Below are 16227 nucleotides of genomic sequence, written 5' to 3'. Positions count from 1 at the left end.
TCAACGAAACACCCCGACAAATCCTCGGCGGCGCAACCCCACGTGAAATACTTAACGAACTATTCAAGCGTGGCGCATCCACCGCTTGATTCCGCCGGGAACGCATTTGCCTTCCCGCGCTTTCGCCTTCTTATCCTTGGGTATCTAGGCGCAGTTAGAATAACGTGGCCGACCAGCCGAGCATCCTGCCTAGTGGCTCCCAACCCAATACTGCGTCGATGGACAACCCGATAAAGAGCACCGACAGGTAGTTATTGGAGTAAATGAACAGGCGCATCGGCTTAACCTTGGCACCGTTCTTGACTCCCTTGTGCAGGCGTATAGCCATCCATAGGAATACCGCGTCGGAGGCAAGAGCTGCGACCAAGTAAATCCACGATGCAGCGGGGACGATAAGTAGGGTCACGATAACCGTGCCCACGGTGTACCACACGATCTGTCGAGTGACTTCCTTCTCATCAGCCACTACGGGCAGCATCGGCACGCCGGCCTTGCGGTAGTCTTCCTTGTACTTCATGGCCAGCGCCCACGTGTGTGGCGGAGTCCAGAAGAAGATAATGAGGAAGAGCACGATTGCCTGCCACCAGCGGTCAGGTTCTCCAGCAGGAGCGTTATCCCGGATAACCGCCCAGCCGACCATCGCCGGCATGCAGCCGGCCAAGCCGCCCCAGACGATATTTTGAGCATTGCGCATCTTCAAAAACTTGGTGTAGACGAAGACATAGAAAAAGTTCGTCAAAATCACGAAGAAGGCCGCCAGCCAGGAATGAGCTAGAACGCCCAACCACAGCACGGAAAGGATGAGCATTACCCAAGCGAAAATTGCTGCGTTTCGCTTAGAAATCTTGGCCCTTACCAACGGGCGGGCTCTCGTGCGCTGCATTTTTTGATCCAACTCGTAGTCCACGACGTTATTAAACGTGTGGGCGGCAGCAGCGCCCATCCAACCGCCGAAAATAGTCGACACGATAAGCCAGATATTGTCTGAAACGGCCTCCACGCCGCGTTGCGCTTGGAGCATCGCCGGGATTGCAGCCACGAGGAGGAGTTCAATGATCCTCGGTTTCGTTAGCGCAAAATAGGCCTTGATGGTCTCCAAGGGATTCCTCCACTATCTGAACGTTGGTGAACTGTGTCCCGCGCACTTCCTGCGCGCGGTCACCCCTAGCGGTCGCACATGCCCTTGAAAAAGTTCCAGTTCTCTCACTCACAGTTTTCGGCGCCGAGGCGAAAGACAACAGGCCTATGGTCGCTAGATTCAGTGCGCGCTCTAGCGCCTACGCGCACTACACTTAGCCATGCCAGCATACCGTTTATGCCTAGCTTTCTATAATTGCGCACCGCCGGTTAAAAAATTACTAGACTGAATAAAGTTAAGTACTTTTTGCCTAGACATAAGCGAGGCTTTCCAGTGTCGAAAGATAAGTTGTCCCCAGAACTCCAAACTATGGTCGAACGCCGTTACCCGGAGGATTGGTCGGAGTTTGACACCCGCGCCGTCGACACCGTGCGAGTACTAGCCGCAGATGCTGTACAAAAATGCGGTTCCGGCCACCCAGGCACCGCAATGTCCCTCGCCCCCCTCGCTTACACCTTGTATCAGCGCGTCATTAACCATGATCCCGCCGATGTGCACTGGGCCGGCCGCGACCGTTTCGTTCTATCGGTTGGTCACTCTTCCCTCACCCAGTACATCCAGCTCTACCTGGGCGGCTTTGGCTTGGAGATGGACGATCTCCAGCAGCTGCGCACCTGGGGATCGCGCACGCCTGGCCACCCTGAGGTGCACCACACCGATGGCGTGGAAATCACCACTGGCCCCCTTGGTCAAGGCCTTGCTTCCTCCGTTGGCATGGCCATGGCGGCACGGAAAGAGCGCGGCCTTTTCGATCCAGAGGCACCGGCCGACGAGTCTCCCTTCGACCACTACGTCTACACCATTGCGTCCGATGGTGACCTGCAGGAGGGCGTTACCGCTGAGGCTTCTTCCCTGGCGGGTACGCAAAAGCTGGGCAACTTGATTGTCTTCTGGGACGATAACCGCATCTCTATTGAGGACGATACGAATATTGCTTTCAACGAAGACGTGGTCGCCCGCTACGAGGCCTACGGCTGGCACGTCCAAACGGTCGAATCCGGCGAAGACGTCGTAGCCATTGAGGAGGCCGTCAAGGCAGCCCAGGCAGAGACCGAGCGCCCTTCCTTCATCCGCGTGAAGACCGTCATTGGCTACCCGGCCCCGAATAAGATGAATACCGGCGGCGTTCATGGCGCTGCACTGGGTGATGACGAGGTAGCTGCCACTAAGGAGGTCTTAGGCTTCGATCTGGAACGCAGCTTCCACATCGACGACGAGGTCATCGCGCACACCCGCAAGCTGCGCGAGCGCGGCGCCGAGAAGCACGCCGCGTGGCAGAAGAAGTTCGACGAATGGGCTGCAGCTAATCCGGAGAATAAGGCACTCTTTGACCGCATGCAGGCGCGCGAATTGCCGCAAGATTTTGACGCTGAATTGCCGGTGTGGGAACCGGGTGAATCCTTGGCCACCCGCAAGGCTTCTGAGGCCACCATCCAGGCCTTGGCCGCTTCCCTTCCTGAGATGTGGGGTGGCTCTGCTGACCTTGCCGGCTCCAATAACACCGTGATTAAGGGCGCGGACTCCTTCGGCCCCGCAACCATTACCACCGATATGTGGTCGGCTCAGCCGTATGGCCGCAACCTCCACTTTGGCATTCGCGAGCACGCGATGTCTGCGATCATGAACGGTATTGCTCTGCACGGCAATACCCGCGTTTACGGTGGTACCTTCCTTATTTTCTCCGAGTACCAGTACCCGGCTGTCCGCCTGGGCTCTTTAATGTCTACCGATACCTACTATGTCTGGACCCACGACTCCATCGGCCTAGGCGAGGATGGCCCAACCCACCAGCCGGTAGAGACCCTTTCTGCCCTTCGCGCTATCCCGAACCTGTCCGTTATTCGCCCGGCCGATGCCAACGAAACCGCACAGGCTTGGGCCGCAGCTCTCGAGTACAAGGCCGCACCAAAGGGCCTGGCGCTGAGCCGCCAGGGACTACCGGTACTGGAAGGCACCAAGGAAAAGGCTCATGATGGCGTGCGCCGCGGAGCTTATGTTCTGGTGGAAGAGTCCAAGGAAACGCCGGACGTGATCCTCCTCGCTACCGGCTCTGAGGTGCAGCTTGCCGTCGCCGCCGCTAAGGAACTGGAGGCCGCCGGAACAGCCACCCGCGTTGTCTCCGCACCGTGCCTTGAGTGGTTTGATGAGCAGGATGACGCATACCGCGAGTCCGTGCTGCCTAGCGAAGTGCAGGCCCGCGTCTCCATCGAAGCCGGCATCGCTATGCCGTGGCACAAGTACACCGGTTCTTTCGGCCGGACCATTTCCATCGAGCACTACGGCGCCTCTGCTCCTGCGGGCGAACTCTTTGAGAATTTTGGCTTCACCACTACAGCGGTTGTTGAAGCGGCCCAGGAATCGCTGGCTGCCGCGAAGAAGTAAACCTCCAACACTGGATAAGGAGTAATCATGAACCACATTTCCGAACTTGGCCAGCTGGGAACCTCAACCTGGCTCGATGACCTTTCTCGCGAGCGCCTAGTTTCGGGCAATCTCAAGGAGATAATTTCCGCTAAGTCCATCGTGGGAGTTACCACCAACCCGGCAATTTTCGCCGCGGCGATGACCAACGGCACCGCCTACGATGCCGAGCTTTCCACGTTGAAGGAGTCCAAGGCCACCGCCGATGAAGCGGTGTACGCATTGGCCATCGAGGACGTCAAGAATGCCTGCGACCTCTTTGCGGATATCTACTCCTCTACTAACGGGGCAGATGGCCGCGTGTCCATCGAGGTCGACCCACGCATTTCTGATGATGCTACTGCCACCCTTAAACAAGCGCGTGAGTTGTGGTCCAAGGTTGATCGTCCCAACGTGATGATCAAGATTCCGGCCACCACCGGTTCCCTTCCTGCCATCGAAGATGCCTTGGCGGAGGGAATCAGCGTCAACGTCACTCTTATTTTCTCCGTGGATCGCTACCGCGATGTCATTGAGGCTTTCCGTACTGGTCTCAAGCGTGCCGCCGAGGCAGGCAAGGACGTCTCCACCATTCACTCCGTGGCTTCCTTCTTTGTTTCCCGGTTGGACACCGAAGTAGATAAGCGCTTGGAAGCTATTGGCAGCGAAATTGCTCTGGCGCTGCGCGGTAAGGCGGGCGTCGCCAATGCACAGCGCGCCTATGCTCTCTTCCAGGACGCCTTGCTTAACGACGCCGACTTGCCCGAAGGCGCCCACCTCCAGCGTCCACTGTGGGCTTCTACCGGTGTAAAGAATCCGGAGTACCCAGCCACCTTGTACGTATCGGAGCTGGCTGGCCCGCACACGGTCAACACCATGCCGGAAAAGACCATCGATGCGGTTCTCTCCGAGGGCAACCTCCACGGCGACGCCCTGTCTGATAGCCGCGAGGCTGCAGAAGGCGTCTTTGCCCAGCTAGAAGAGGTCGGCATTGATTTCGATGGTGTCTTTGCAGTGCTGGAGCGCGAGGGCGTTGATAAGTTTGTGGCTGCGTGGGAGGAACTGCTTGCTTCCATTAAAGAACGACTCGCGTAAACTAGCCGTGTGACTTGTGCCCCGCCGAGAATTCGGCGGGGCATTCTGCCGCTAGAATATTAGCGAGCTTAAAGCCCATAAACTCAGGAAGGACTCTTCGTGACCGACTCAGCCGCTTGGGTCAACCCCTTGCGCAATGCCAGCGACAAGCGATTGCCGCGAATCGCAGGACCCGCGGGCATGGTCATCTTCGGCGTTACCGGTGACCTAGCATATAAAAAGCTACTGCCCGCAATCTACGACCTAGCGAGCCGTGGCCTCCTACCCGCTGGCTTTACCCTTGTGGGTTATGGTCGCCGTGACTGGGACAAGGTGGCATTCTGTGACTACGTTCGCTCAGCCGTCATCGCTGGCTCACGTACCGAGTTCAATGAAGATGTCTGGCAGCATTTATCCCAGGGAATCGAATTTGTGCAAGGCTCTTTCGACGATGCTGGATTCGATCGTCTCTCGGCGCGTTTGGGCGAGCTAGATCGCGAGCGCGGCACCGGCAGCAACTGGGCATACTACCTTTCGGTTCCCCCGGAATTCTTCTCCAATATCTGCCACCAGCTGGAGCGGGTGGGCATGGCCAACTCCGTCGAGGACTCGTGGCGCCGAGTAATCATTGAGAAGCCCTTCGGTCACGATCAAGAGTCTGCCCGCAAGCTCAATGAGATTGTCAACGCCGTCTTCCCCGAGTCCGCGGTCTTCCGCATTGACCATTATTTGGGCAAAGAAACGGTGCAAAACATCATGGCTTTGCGCTTTGCGAATCAAATTTTTGAGCCCATGTGGAACGCCCACTACATCGATCACGTCCAAATCACCATGGCCGAAGATATTGGCCTAGGCGGCCGCGCTGGCTATTATGACGGCATCGGTGCGGCTCGAGACGTCATCCAAAACCACCTGCTGCAGCTTTTGGCTCTAGTTGCGATGGAAGAACCGTCCTCCTTCGAGCCTGAGGCCCTGCAGGCAGAAAAGGTCAAGGTGCTGCGCGCTACCCACGCCGTGCATCCACTCAATAAAACGACTGCGCGCGGCCAGTACTCCGCCGGCTGGCAAGGCTCCGAGTTTGTCAAGGGCTTGCGCGAAGAAGAAGGCTTCGGCCCGGAGTCCACGACGGAGACCTATGCAGCCTGCACCTTGGAAGTAAACTCCCGCCGCTGGGGAGGCGTGCCCTTCTACCTGCGCACGGGCAAGCGCTTGGGCCGCCGCGTGACCGAGATTGCGCTGGTATTCAAGGCAGCGCCAAATCAACCATTCGTTGATGGCCAGACCGATGCGCTGGGACGAAACGCCGTAGTCATCCGCGTGCAGCCGGATGAAGGTGTCACCATGCGCTTTGGCTCCAAGGTGCCCGGCTCCACCATGGAGGTCCGCGACGTCAATATGGACTTTGCTTATGCTGAGGCCTTTACCGAGGAATCTCCGGAAGCATACGAGCGCCTGATTTTGGATGCCCTCCTCGATGAGTCCTCGCTCTTCCCCACCAACGAAGAGGTGGAACTTTCCTGGTCGATTTTGGATCCCATTATCGATTACTGGTCCGAAGCAGGCCAACCGGAGGAATACCGCGCTGGCACATGGGGCCCAGAATCCGCCGATAGAATGTTGCGCCGCCGGGGGCACTCCTGGCGCCGCCCATAGGAGGGACGCAGACAATGATTATTCCATTGCCCAACACCACTACTCGTGAAATCTCCAAAAAGCTAGTAGAGGCCCAAGAGCATTACACCCTTACTACCGGCCGAGTACTCACCCTCATCGTGGCTGCCCGCGAGGACGATGATCTGGAAAACATCCTGGCATCCGTGCGCGATGCCTCCCACGAGCACCCGTCGCGCGTTCTGGTCGTCGTGACGGGCGACCCGCAGGCAGATACCCACTTAGATGCGCAGCTTCGCGTGGGCGGTGAAGCGGGTGCTTCTGAAATGGTCATCATGAAGTTGCACGGCGCTTTAGCAAACCAAGACGAGGCAGTCGTTACTCCACTGCTGCTTCCCGACACCCCTTTGGTCGCCTGGTGGCCTACCTTGTGTCCGCCTGACCCAGCTTCCAGCTCGGTGGGTAAACTGGCTCAACGCCGCATCACCAACGTTGCCTACGACGGACGCGTCACTGGCGAAGATCTGCGCACCTTATCCGCCGGTTACACGCCGGGCGATTCCGATATGTCCTGGGCCGCCATCACTTTGTGGCGCGGCGTCGTGGCCTCCGCATTGGACCGCCATCCTCACGAGCCCGTGCAATCCGTCGAGGTGGCGGGCCCTGCGGGCCACCCAGCTCCAGACTTCGCGGCTGGATGGATCCTCGATCGTTTGGCAGTCCCCGTCCACCGCGCTGTGACCGACTCTCAGGAGCCGCACTTCCCAGTGACCCACTTGCGGTTTAATCGGGAAACGAGCCACGTCGACGTTGATGTCGTCGACGAGCGCACGGTGCGTGTGTGCGTTCCAGGTTCCCCGGATTCCTTGGTGAGCCTTAGCAAGCGCTCCCAAGCTGAAGTTCTCTCTGAAGAATTGCGCCATCTGGATGCCGATAAGACTTATGCGCAAGCGCTCCGTGCGCTCGCCCAAGTAGACTACAGTAAGCACTAAAACGGCTTAACCCCGATTCTTTGCAAAGGATAGCGATACCTCATGGTAACTCTTCACCGCGTAAGCGATGTGGATGAACTTATCTCCCAGGCCGCGCTGAAATTCGTGGATACCGTAGCCCGTATCCAGGCCGCCGGTGGCGGGCTCCACCACGATGGGGTCGCGCGAGTTGTCCTAACCGGCGGTGGCGCTGGAATTGGCGTTCTCCACGAGCTAGCTCGTTTGGATTTCGCGGCACAGCAGCAAAGCGAGAATTTTCCAGCCCAGCGCATCGATTGGTCGCGCGTTCACGTCTTTTTCGGCGACGAGCGTAATGTGCCCGTCTCTGACGCAGATTCTAATGAGGGTCAAGCACGCAGTGCCCTGCTCAATCACGTAGATATTCCGGACCAGAATATTCACGGTTTTGATCTGGGCGCGGTGTCAATGGAAGCCGCGGCGAGTGCGTATGAGCCAGAGCTGAAGGAATTTGCCCCGAACGGATTCGACCTCCATCTGCTGGGCATGGGAGAAGAGGGCCATATCAATTCCTTGTTCCCCCATTCTGAGGCGGTTCGGGAGCAAGAAGAGCTAGCTGTTCCCGTTCACGACTCTCCCAAGCCGCCGAGCGAGCGCATCACCCTTACTCTTCCCGCAGTCAACAAGTCTGATCGTATCTGGCTTCTTGTTGCAGGCGAGGCCAAGGCGGAAGCTGCCAAGCACGTCGTTGAAGGCGCTGAGCCCGAAGAATGGCCGGCTGCAGGCGTGCACGGGAAGGAAGAAACCATCCTCTTCCTTGCCGATGACGCTGCCTCCGAGCTGTAGTCACGTCAGCCTAGTGCGCAGCCGAGCTGAACTTGTGGCTCGGCGCCGCGCAAAAAGCGCCGGTACCGCTTCCCTACCACCAGTTCCCACAGGGAACCAGGAGGTTGGAAGCCGATACCGGCGCTTTCGCTATTCCAGCTGGTGGCTTAAGCGAATGCCTGGATGAGGTTGAGGCCTACGATGCACGCAAGCCAGATAATTACCATGACCACGGTGTAACGGTCCAGGTTCTTTTCCACGACGGTCGAGCCGGAGAGGTTCGACTGCACGCCACCGCCGAAGAGGCTGGACAGGCCACCACCTTTACCCTTGTGCAGCAGCACGAAGATGGACATCAAAATAGCTGCGATGACCAAGATGATTTCCAGTGCCAAGACCATGAGGATAATCCTTATTTCTAACGTGCGCCCTGTGGGTAACTCTCGCCACCCGCTAGCGCGGAATCGTACTTTTAGGCTTCGCGTACAGCAAAGCAATCACATCGGCTCACTCTACACGATGGCGCGGGCTGGAACCATTCCAACCCGCGCCTTAGCGCGAACCTGTGACAGGTGATAACTCCTGTTAGCTCAGGGCATTAGCTGCGTTGGCAGCCAACTTGGCAAACTCCTCGCCGACCAAGGAGGCGCCACCGATCAGGCCGCCGTCGACGTCAGGCTTGCTGACGATCTCTGCAACGGAATCAACCTTGACGGAACCACCGTAGAGAATGCGGATACCTGCAGCAACCTCCTCACCTGCGAGCTCCTTTACGAGCTCGCGGATGGCGGCGCAGACTTCCTGGGCATCGTCTGCGGAGGCAACCTTGCCGGTGCCAATCGCCCACACTGGCTCGTAGGCGATAACAGTCTTGGCAAGCTGGTCTGCGCTCAGGCCAGCCAAAGAATTGCGGGTCTGGTTAACCACGTAGTCCACGTGGGTACCGGCCTCGCGTACAGCCAACGGCTCGCCTACGCACACGATGGGGCTGATGCCATTGTCCAATGCTGCGGCTGCCTTCTCTGCAACGAGCTTATCGGTCTCGCCGTGGTACTGACGGCGCTCCGAGTGGCCCACGACCACCCAGCTGCAGCCGAGCTTGGACAGCATCTTGCCAGATACTTCACCAGTGAATGCGCCGGACTCGTGCTTAGAAATGTCCTGCGCACCGTAGGTGACCTGCAGCTTGTCGCCCTCTACCAACGTTTGGATGGTGCGAATATCAGTAAACGGGACCATGTAGGCCACGTCGACCTTCTCGTAGTAGTCCTTTGGCAGGGAGAAGGCGAACTTTTGAACGGAGCCGATGGCCTCGACGTGGTCGAGGTTCATCTTCCAGTTACCTGCAATAAGTGGGGTGCGTGCCATGAATTTTTCCTCTCTTTTTGGCAAGTTGATCAGGCAGTTTTAGGCTTCCAGGACAGATACGCCCGGAAGATCCTTGCCCTCGAGGTACTCGAGGGAGGCGCCGCCACCGGTGGAGATGTGGCTGAAGCCGTCCTCGTCCAAGCCAAGCATGCGCACGGAGGCAGCGGAGTCGCCGCCACCGACGACGGAGAAGGAACCGTTGTTTGCGGTGGCGTCGATAATAGCCTGCGCTACACCAGCAGTGCCCTTGGAGAAAGCTTCCATTTCGAATACGCCCATCGGGCCATTCCAGAAGACGGTCTTGGAAGAAGCAAGAACCTCTGCAAACTTTTCCACGGACTTTGGTCCAATATCCAGGGACATCCAGCCCTCAGGGATGCTATCGAGCTCGACCACCTGGGTCTCTGCATCCGCTGCGAACTTGCTTGCAGCAGTGAGATCAACCGGAAGCACCAGCTTGTCGCCAAAGCGCTCGAGCAGGTCCTTGCAGTTTTCGATCTGGTCTTCTTGCAGCAAGGACTCTTGGACGTTATAGCCCTTGGCGGCCAGCAGGGTGTAGCACATGCCGCCACCAATGATGACCTTGTCTGCCTTGCCGGCCAGTGCTTCAATCACGCCGAGCTTATCCGAAACCTTGGCGCCGCCGAGGACAACCACGTACGGGTGCTCCGGCTCCTTAGCTACAGTGGAAAGAACCGAAAGTTCCTTTTCTACGAGCTTGCCTGCGTAAGCCGGTAGGCGCTTAGCGACGTCATACACAGATGCCTGCGCACGGTGGACAACGCCAAAGCCATCAGAAACAAAAGCGCCGTTATCGGCTGCTAGAGCAACGAGCTCGTCAGCGAACTGGCCGCGCTCGGCCTCGTCCTTGGAGGTCTCACGGGGGTCGAAGCGGACGTTTTCAACCAACATCACGTCACCATCGTTGAGGCCGTTGGCGCGCTCATGAGCGTCTTCTCCGGTGACGTCGCCGGCTAAGGCAACGTACTGGTCAAGCGCCTCAGACAGCGCTTCAGCTACTGGAGCCAAAGAGAACTTAGAGTTTACCTCACCCTTTGGACGACCCAGGTGTGCGGAAAGAATGACCTTTGCGCCCCCTTCTACCAGTGCCTTGATGGTCGGAAGAGAAGCGTTAATACGTCCGGGATCGGTAATGTTTCCCTCTTCATCAAGTGGAACATTGAAGTCGGAGCGGACGAGGACGTGGCGGGATTCGACGCCCTCCTTGAGAAGATCGTCAAGTGTCTGGAAAGCCATTAATTACTCCTTAAATAATTCGGACGGGTTAAAAGGCTATAGATATAAGAATACCGGCCGCGACGCAGCGCCGTGAAGGCTTGCATCAGGCCGGTTCCTCATTGCTAGAGCTCTAGTTTAGAGCTTGTCTGCCACCAGGTTGGTCAGGCGAACGAGCTGGGAGGTGTAGCCCCACTCGTTGTCGTACCAGCCCAGAACCTTGACCAGGTTGCCGTTGGAAACCTTGGTCATTCCGGAGTCGAAGATGCAGCCGTGCGGGGAGGTAACAATGTCGGTGGAAACCAGCGGATCCTCGGTGTATGCGAGGGTGTCCTTGAGCTCGCCCTCAGCAGCTTCCTTCAGGGCGGCGTTGATTTCCTCGGCGGTGACATCGCGGGAAGCGGTGAAGGTCAGATCGGTAGCGGAGCCGGTGATAACCGGGACGCGCATTGCGTAACCATCCAGCTTGCCGTCGAGCTCAGGCAGAACCAGGGATACGGCCTTAGCAGCGCCAGTGGAGGTAGGCACCATGTTTACTGCAGCGGCACGGGCGCGGCGCGGATCCTTGTGCGGAGCGTCCTGGATGCGCTGGTCGCCGGTGTAAGCGTGAACGGTGGTCATCAGGCCCTTTTCAATGCCGAACTTGTCATTGAGAACCTTTGCCATCGGCGCCAAGCAGTTAGTGGTGCAAGATGCCGCGGACATGACGTTGTGATTTGCCGGATCATAGGTGTCAGAGTTGACGCCATAGACGAAGGTTGCGTCTACTTCCTTGCCCGGAGCGGAAATAATGACCTTCTTGGCGCCAGCCTCGAGGTGGGCCTTGGCGTCGTTGCCGTTGGTGAAGCGGCCGGTGGACTCGATGACGAGGTCTACATTGTACTCGCCCCACTTGAGCTGCTTCGGGTCCTTCTCTGCGGTTACCACGATGCGGTGGCCGTTAACGGTAATGGACTCATCGTCGTGAGTAATTTCGCCATCGAAGCGGCCCAGTACGGAGTCGTACTTCAGCAGGTTAGCCAGCGAGGCGTTGTCGGTCAGGTCGTTTACTGCAACAACTTCGAGGTTGTTGTCACCCTGAGCGACTGCACGGAAAAAGTTACGGCCGATGCGGCCAAAGCCATTGATACCTACGCGGATAGTCACTGTATTTCTCCTCAAAGAGTCGAGTAAATGTGTGTACGGGTATGTGCGCGGGTCCTTCAATGAAGTCTGTGTTTGAGAAGCGCCCGAGCGTTTTCCCTTACATTGCCGATACTACCGAGCGTTTTTTGTCAGCGCAGGCTCCCAGCGGCCTTGAGAACTAGTGGATGACAGATTTTCCAAAAGCGCGTACACTCTTTCCGATCCTTTTTATTTCCCACATACAAACCCGCTGGATAGGCCCGAACACGTGGGTTTGTGTTGGGTTTACCCCGTTAACGTGAGATATATCACTGTTGAGCTTCAGGGGTTGCGTCCGCCTCTGTCCGATCGGACATTGAGAAATGCTGCCGCTAACCCCTATCAAGACGACCGTATTGTTTCCGTGACGCCCACCGCACGATATGCTTTCCTTACTCACTGGCTCACAAAGCGTTTAAGGCAACCCTGCCTGCTCTAGCGCCACCGTTGGTCACCGTGAGAATGCTTCATGTGCCCGTAATTTCCTACGGGCAAAACCACCGTAGAAATCAAGGACTTCTCTTGTTCGAAATAAATACCTCTGCTGTGGGTGACAGCCTCGGGCTTACCGCCCTGGTGGCGATTCTCCCGCTCATTGCATTCTTTATCATGCTGCTAGGCGTTAAGGCACGCGCGCATACTTCTGGCGCCGTTGCCCTGGCAGTATCCCTCATTATTGCCATCGTCGGCTTCTCCATGCCGGTAGATATGGCCTTGTCCTCCGCCGTACGTGGCGGTCTATTCGGACTCCTGCCCATCGTCTGGGTCATCATTACGGCAATTTGGTTCTATGAAATCACCGTAGCTTCCGGGCGCTTCGAGGATCTGCGCAAGACCTTTGACCTTTTGGGTGATGGCGATATTCGCATTCAGGCTATCCTCATTGCCTTCTGTTTTGGCGGTCTGTTGGAGGCCCTCGCTGGCTTCGGCGCCCCTGTGGCCATTACCGCGACCATGATCATGGCCCTTGGTGTGAAGCCACTGCGCGCGGCAACAGTAGTTCTGATTGCTAATACCGCTCCGGTTACTTTTGGCGCGGTTGGCATCCCGGTAACCACTGCTGGCGAGGTAGCCGGTCGCAGCGCCGAGCAAACCCACGACATCGCAGCGCTTATTTCCTTGCAGGTGCTGCTCATCGCCGCCATCGTGCCATTCCTTATCGCCTTCATCTTGGACGGCTTCCGCGGTGTCAAGGAAACTGCCCCAGCCGCTGCCGTGATTGGCATTTCCTTCGCGTTCGCTCAGTGGTTGACCGCGACTTTCTTTGCGTACCAGCTCACCAACGTCATCGCCTGCATCGTCTCCTTGGGCTGTGCTTTCGCCTTCCTCCGGGTATGGAAGCCGAAGGGCGTCAAGGAGTTGCGCGAGCGTCTCGAGCTGCCTGCCGCCGAGTCCACCACCGACCTCAACGGACGCCGTATCTGGATGGCGCTGCTTCCCTACGCCGTAGTGACCGTTGTCTTTGCCGTGGCAACCGCCGCCCCCGCTGTCTTCGGATTCCTCAAGCTTCACTTTGCCTGGCCTCTGCTTGATGACGCAATTGTCGACGCCGACGGCAACCTCATGGATACTAGCTTCAGCTTCAATGTCTTTGGCAACCCAGGTACGCTCCTGCTGCTCTCGGGCATTATCGTTGCGGTTGTCTACCACTTCTTCAATGAAAATGGCCGCTACAGCCTAAGCTTTGGGCAACCAGTGAGCGCTTTTGGGGACGTCGTCAGCCGCATGAAGTTCTCGGCTCTTACCATCATCCTGGTGCTGGCCTTGGCCTATACGATGAACTACTCCGGCCAGACTATTACTATTGGTGAGTTCGTCTCTTCTGCCGGCAGCATCTTTGCGCTCTTCGCCCCAGTCCTGGGCTGGATTGGTACCGCGGTTACTGGCTCCGATACATCTGCTAATGCCCTCTTTGCCAACCTGCAGGTAGCAGCGGCAGAACGAATTGGCGTAAACCCTGACCTCATGCTCGCGGCCAATACCGCAGGCGGCGTCGTGGGCAAGATGATCTCCCCGCAGTCCCTTGCAATTGCGGCTACCGCCGTCAATATGGAGGGCAAGGAATCTGTCATCCTGAAGAACGTAGTGGGCTACTCCGTGGCCTTCCTGGCTTTTGTCTGTGTCATCGTGTTCTTGATGACCAACGTCCTAGGGTTCCTAGTTCCCTAGTTCTTTAACGCTTCTGGCTAGCCGGTTGCGTACCTGCTAGCCGCCAGGAAGGCACTAAAAATCTCCCCGCAGCTGCGCCTACCGCTTTGGTATCCGCACTGCGGGGAGTTCTTTTAATGTAGGTGATTCCGAGCGTCAGGATTCGTTGAAGAGGTCATCCGTAATCGCTTGGTTGGTATCGGGGATATCGAGCTCCTCGGCTCGTTTATCGGCCATCGACAGCAAGCGGCGAATACGCCCGGCTACTGCGTCCTTGGTCATAGGAGGATCGGCCAAGCGGCCCAACTCTTCGAGCGAAGCCTCGCGGTGCTGAACTCGCAAGCGGCCCGCGTCTGCCAAGTGCTCAGGAACATCGTCACCTAATATCTCCATGGCGCGGTCAACGCGCGCTGCCGCGGTAACCGCGGCGCGGGCAGAACGCCGAAGATTGGCGTCATCAAAATTGTCCAAGCGCCGAGACGTATCGTGCGCCTCCCGCTTAACTCGCTTCTTTTCCCAGCTCAATCGAGTCTCCTGAGCGCCCATACGCGTAAGAAGCGCCCCGATAGCATCACCATCGCGTACAACGACGCGATCTTCACCGCGAGTTTCCTTGGTCTTCGCAGAGATACCAAGGCGGCGGGCACAGCCCACCAGTGCCAACGCAGCCTCTTGGCACGGGCAGGTAACTTCCAGCGCGGAAGAGCGGCCTGGCTCCGTGAGGCTGCCATGGGCAAGGAAGGCTCCGCGCCATGCTGCTTCGCTATCGGCCACGGTGCCGGAGATGACCTGCGGCGGCAGCCCCACTACCGCATGGCCGGAGCGGGTGATAAGGCCCAGCCGACGGGTCAGCTCTTTCGCGCCGATGGAGATGCGAACCGTTACGCGAGTCTTCTTGGTGGTTCCTGCCGGGCCGACGACATGGCTATCGGCAGTGATCCCATAGAGGTCATCAAGAGCGTTCATGAAACGCCGCGCAATGGCGTGGCTTTCTAGCTCTAACTCATAGGACATGCTGTCACCGGAAATATCTAGCTCGCCGGCGAATCGCAACATCGCCGCGAGTTCGGCAGCACGAGCGGACTGGCGTGGCACAACGACAGCCGTCAATTCTTCTTTGACCTGGTCGGTCAATGGTGTGGTCACCTAGTTCGCCCCATTTCTATTCTCACAGTCACAAAATACGCATAGCGGCTAGAGCCATTGCTCCCAGCCCAGTGCGGTGAAAGGATTTCTGACATCATACCGCGCACGCTTGGTCGCCGCGCAGTCGGTCGAGCGCGAGCGGCCGCACGATAGCCTGAAGAGTAGGTGCCAGTTCTAATCGCTAGTGCTGCGATAGTCCGAATAAAGGTCCAGAAGTGCTGTAGACAGCTTTTCAGGGTCGTGCTTATTGATGCTGCGACCATTGGCATCAACTTGGCTCACGTCCGCGAAGGTAGCGCGAGCGCCTAGGGACTGCGCGGCACGCTGAATATAGACGCGCTCACTATCGGTAGGCAAAGCCGTCTCGTCCACCAAAATGCGGTCAATTCGCAGATCAGGGGCGTGTTGAGCGAGCACATGCAAGTGACGCTCTGCGGAGAAGCCATGAGTTTCGCCCGGCTCGGGCGAAAGGTTCAATACGACGACGCGCAGCGCATCGGAAGCAGAAATCGCATCCACTACCTGCGGCACGAGAGTATGCGGCAATACCGAGCTAAACCACGAGCCTGGGCCGATGGTAATGAGGTCCGCGCGCTGGATGGCATCGAGGGCATCCGGATTCGCTTTGGGCCGTTCGGGCACGATGCGCACGCGACGCACCTGGCCCGGCGTGGAAGCGACGGCAACCTGGCCGCGGACCTGGCGCATGACACGGGGGTCGTCGTCAAGCCCGGCTACGTCAGCTTCAATCTCTAAGGCCTGGTTGACTACTGGGAAGACTCGCCCCTGGGAATTAGTAAGTTCTGCGATGGTATCCAGGGCGGCTTGATAATCGCCGAGCACATCCGTCAATCCCGCAATCATCAGATTGCCCACCGCATGCCCTGCCATCGCGCCATTGCCACCGAAACGGTGTTGCAAGGTTCGTGCCCACAAGTCCCCCACTGGGTCGCTATTGGCCAAGGCGGCCAGCGCCATGCGCAAGTCACCCGGTGGAATGATTTCCAGCTCGCGGCGCAAACGGCCTGAGGAGCCGCCATCATCCGCGACCGTAACAATGGCAGAAATATCGGCCGCCTCGCTAAAGCGTGCGGACAGAAGGGTTTGATAAAGTCCATGGCCGCCGCCAAGGCAAACCATGTGTGAAGGATTGGTCATAAAAGCGTT

At 57.8% G+C, this 16227-nt stretch carries 13 protein-coding genes; 6 read left to right on the top strand and 7 right to left on the bottom strand.

Features of this window, described 5'->3' with window-relative positions:
* Positions 1-154: 154 nt before the first annotated feature.
* On the bottom strand, positions 155-1099 hold the full coding sequence (locus BKN05_RS04955; protein ID WP_286688091.1) for a heme o synthase: 945 nt from the start codon (positions 1097-1099) through the stop codon (positions 155-157).
* A gap of 348 nt (positions 1100-1447) precedes the next feature.
* Between BKN05_RS04955 and tkt the strand changes: the two genes are divergently transcribed.
* The 5 genes from tkt (at position 1448) to pgl (ending at position 8019) form a co-directional block, all read left to right on the top strand.
* Positions 1448-3520 carry a transketolase gene (gene tkt / locus BKN05_RS04950; protein ID WP_286688090.1) on the top strand — a complete coding sequence of 691 codons (2073 nt, stop codon included), beginning with the start codon at positions 1448-1450 and terminating at the stop codon, positions 3518-3520.
* Positions 3521-3547: 27 nt separating this feature from the next.
* Complete coding sequence (tal, locus tag BKN05_RS04945; protein ID WP_286688089.1) at positions 3548-4633, top strand: transaldolase; 1086 nt, start codon at positions 3548-3550, stop codon at positions 4631-4633.
* A 99-nt stretch (positions 4634-4732) separates the two neighbouring features.
* Complete coding sequence (gene zwf / locus BKN05_RS04940) at positions 4733-6265, top strand: glucose-6-phosphate dehydrogenase (protein ID WP_286688088.1); 1533 nt, start codon at positions 4733-4735, stop codon at positions 6263-6265.
* 14 nt (positions 6266-6279) lie between these two features.
* The gene (locus tag BKN05_RS04935; protein ID WP_198493096.1) at positions 6280-7215 is read left to right on the top strand and encodes a glucose-6-phosphate dehydrogenase assembly protein OpcA; all 936 of its coding nucleotides are present in this window, start codon (positions 6280-6282) and stop codon (positions 7213-7215) included.
* A gap of 42 nt (positions 7216-7257) precedes the next feature.
* On the top strand, positions 7258-8019 hold the full coding sequence (gene pgl / locus BKN05_RS04930; protein ID WP_286688087.1) for a 6-phosphogluconolactonase: 762 nt from the start codon (positions 7258-7260) through the stop codon (positions 8017-8019).
* A 146-nt stretch (positions 8020-8165) separates the two neighbouring features.
* On the opposite strand, the gene secG is transcribed toward pgl, so the two are convergent.
* The 4 genes from secG to gap all read right to left on the bottom strand — a co-directional run bounded on the left by secG (position 8166) and on the right by gap (position 11748).
* Positions 8166-8399 carry a preprotein translocase subunit SecG gene (gene secG, locus BKN05_RS04925; RefSeq protein ID WP_005324856.1) on the bottom strand — a complete coding sequence of 78 codons (234 nt, stop codon included), beginning with the start codon at positions 8397-8399 and terminating at the stop codon, positions 8166-8168.
* A gap of 184 nt (positions 8400-8583) precedes the next feature.
* Positions 8584-9366: a triose-phosphate isomerase gene (gene tpiA, locus BKN05_RS04920; RefSeq protein WP_005324858.1), complete on the bottom strand. Its 783-nt coding sequence runs from the start codon at positions 9364-9366 to the stop codon at positions 8584-8586.
* Positions 9367-9405: 39 nt separating this feature from the next.
* On the bottom strand, positions 9406-10623 hold the full coding sequence (locus BKN05_RS04915) for a phosphoglycerate kinase (RefSeq protein ID WP_198493098.1): 1218 nt from the start codon (positions 10621-10623) through the stop codon (positions 9406-9408).
* 117 nt (positions 10624-10740) lie between these two features.
* On the bottom strand, positions 10741-11748 hold the full coding sequence (gap, locus tag BKN05_RS04910; protein WP_286688086.1) for a type I glyceraldehyde-3-phosphate dehydrogenase: 1008 nt from the start codon (positions 11746-11748) through the stop codon (positions 10741-10743).
* Between the two features lie 540 nt (positions 11749-12288).
* On the opposite strand from gap, the gene BKN05_RS04905 reads away from it, so the two are divergent.
* Positions 12289-13935 carry an L-lactate permease gene (locus BKN05_RS04905; protein WP_396334660.1) on the top strand — a complete coding sequence of 549 codons (1647 nt, stop codon included), beginning with the start codon at positions 12289-12291 and terminating at the stop codon, positions 13933-13935.
* A gap of 135 nt (positions 13936-14070) precedes the next feature.
* Here BKN05_RS04905 and whiA read toward each other — a convergent pair whose 3' ends face one another.
* Both whiA and BKN05_RS04895 read right to left on the bottom strand, forming a co-directional pair.
* Positions 14071-15060 carry a DNA-binding protein WhiA gene (whiA, locus tag BKN05_RS04900; RefSeq protein ID WP_225746911.1) on the bottom strand — a complete coding sequence of 330 codons (990 nt, stop codon included), beginning with the start codon at positions 15058-15060 and terminating at the stop codon, positions 14071-14073.
* Between the two features lie 174 nt (positions 15061-15234).
* A complete protein-coding gene (locus tag BKN05_RS04895; protein WP_225746910.1) occupies positions 15235-16218 on the bottom strand; it encodes a gluconeogenesis factor YvcK family protein in 984 nt (327 codons plus the stop codon).
* Positions 16219-16227: the final 9 nt, after the last annotated feature.

It is taken from the genome of Corynebacterium sp. S5S1 (genome assembly GCF_001913985.1).
In the GTDB taxonomy this organism is placed as follows: Bacteria; Actinomycetota; Actinomycetes; order Mycobacteriales; family Mycobacteriaceae; genus Corynebacterium; species Corynebacterium marquesiae.
This window is presented reverse-complemented; position numbering and strand designations above follow the sequence as displayed.

Coding starts and splice junctions, on each gene's coding strand:
- secG (WP_005324856.1), bottom strand. CDS start 8,399: ATGGTCTTGGCACTGGAAATCATCTTGGTCATCGCAGCTATTTTGATG.
- tkt (WP_286688090.1), top strand. CDS start 1,448: ATGGTCGAACGCCGTTACCCGGAGGATTGGTCGGAGTTTGACACCCGC.
- tpiA (WP_005324858.1), bottom strand. CDS start 9,366: ATGGCACGCACCCCACTTATTGCAGGTAACTGGAAGATGAACCTCGAC.
- BKN05_RS04915 (WP_198493098.1), bottom strand. CDS start 10,623: ATGGCTTTCCAGACACTTGACGATCTTCTCAAGGAGGGCGTCGAATCC.
- BKN05_RS04935 (WP_198493096.1), top strand. CDS start 6,280: ATGATTATTCCATTGCCCAACACCACTACTCGTGAAATCTCCAAAAAG.
- BKN05_RS04895 (WP_225746910.1), bottom strand. CDS start 16,218: ATGACCAATCCTTCACACATGGTTTGCCTTGGCGGCGGCCATGGACTT.
- tal (WP_286688089.1), top strand. CDS start 3,548: ATGAACCACATTTCCGAACTTGGCCAGCTGGGAACCTCAACCTGGCTC.
- pgl (WP_286688087.1), top strand. CDS start 7,258: ATGGTAACTCTTCACCGCGTAAGCGATGTGGATGAACTTATCTCCCAG.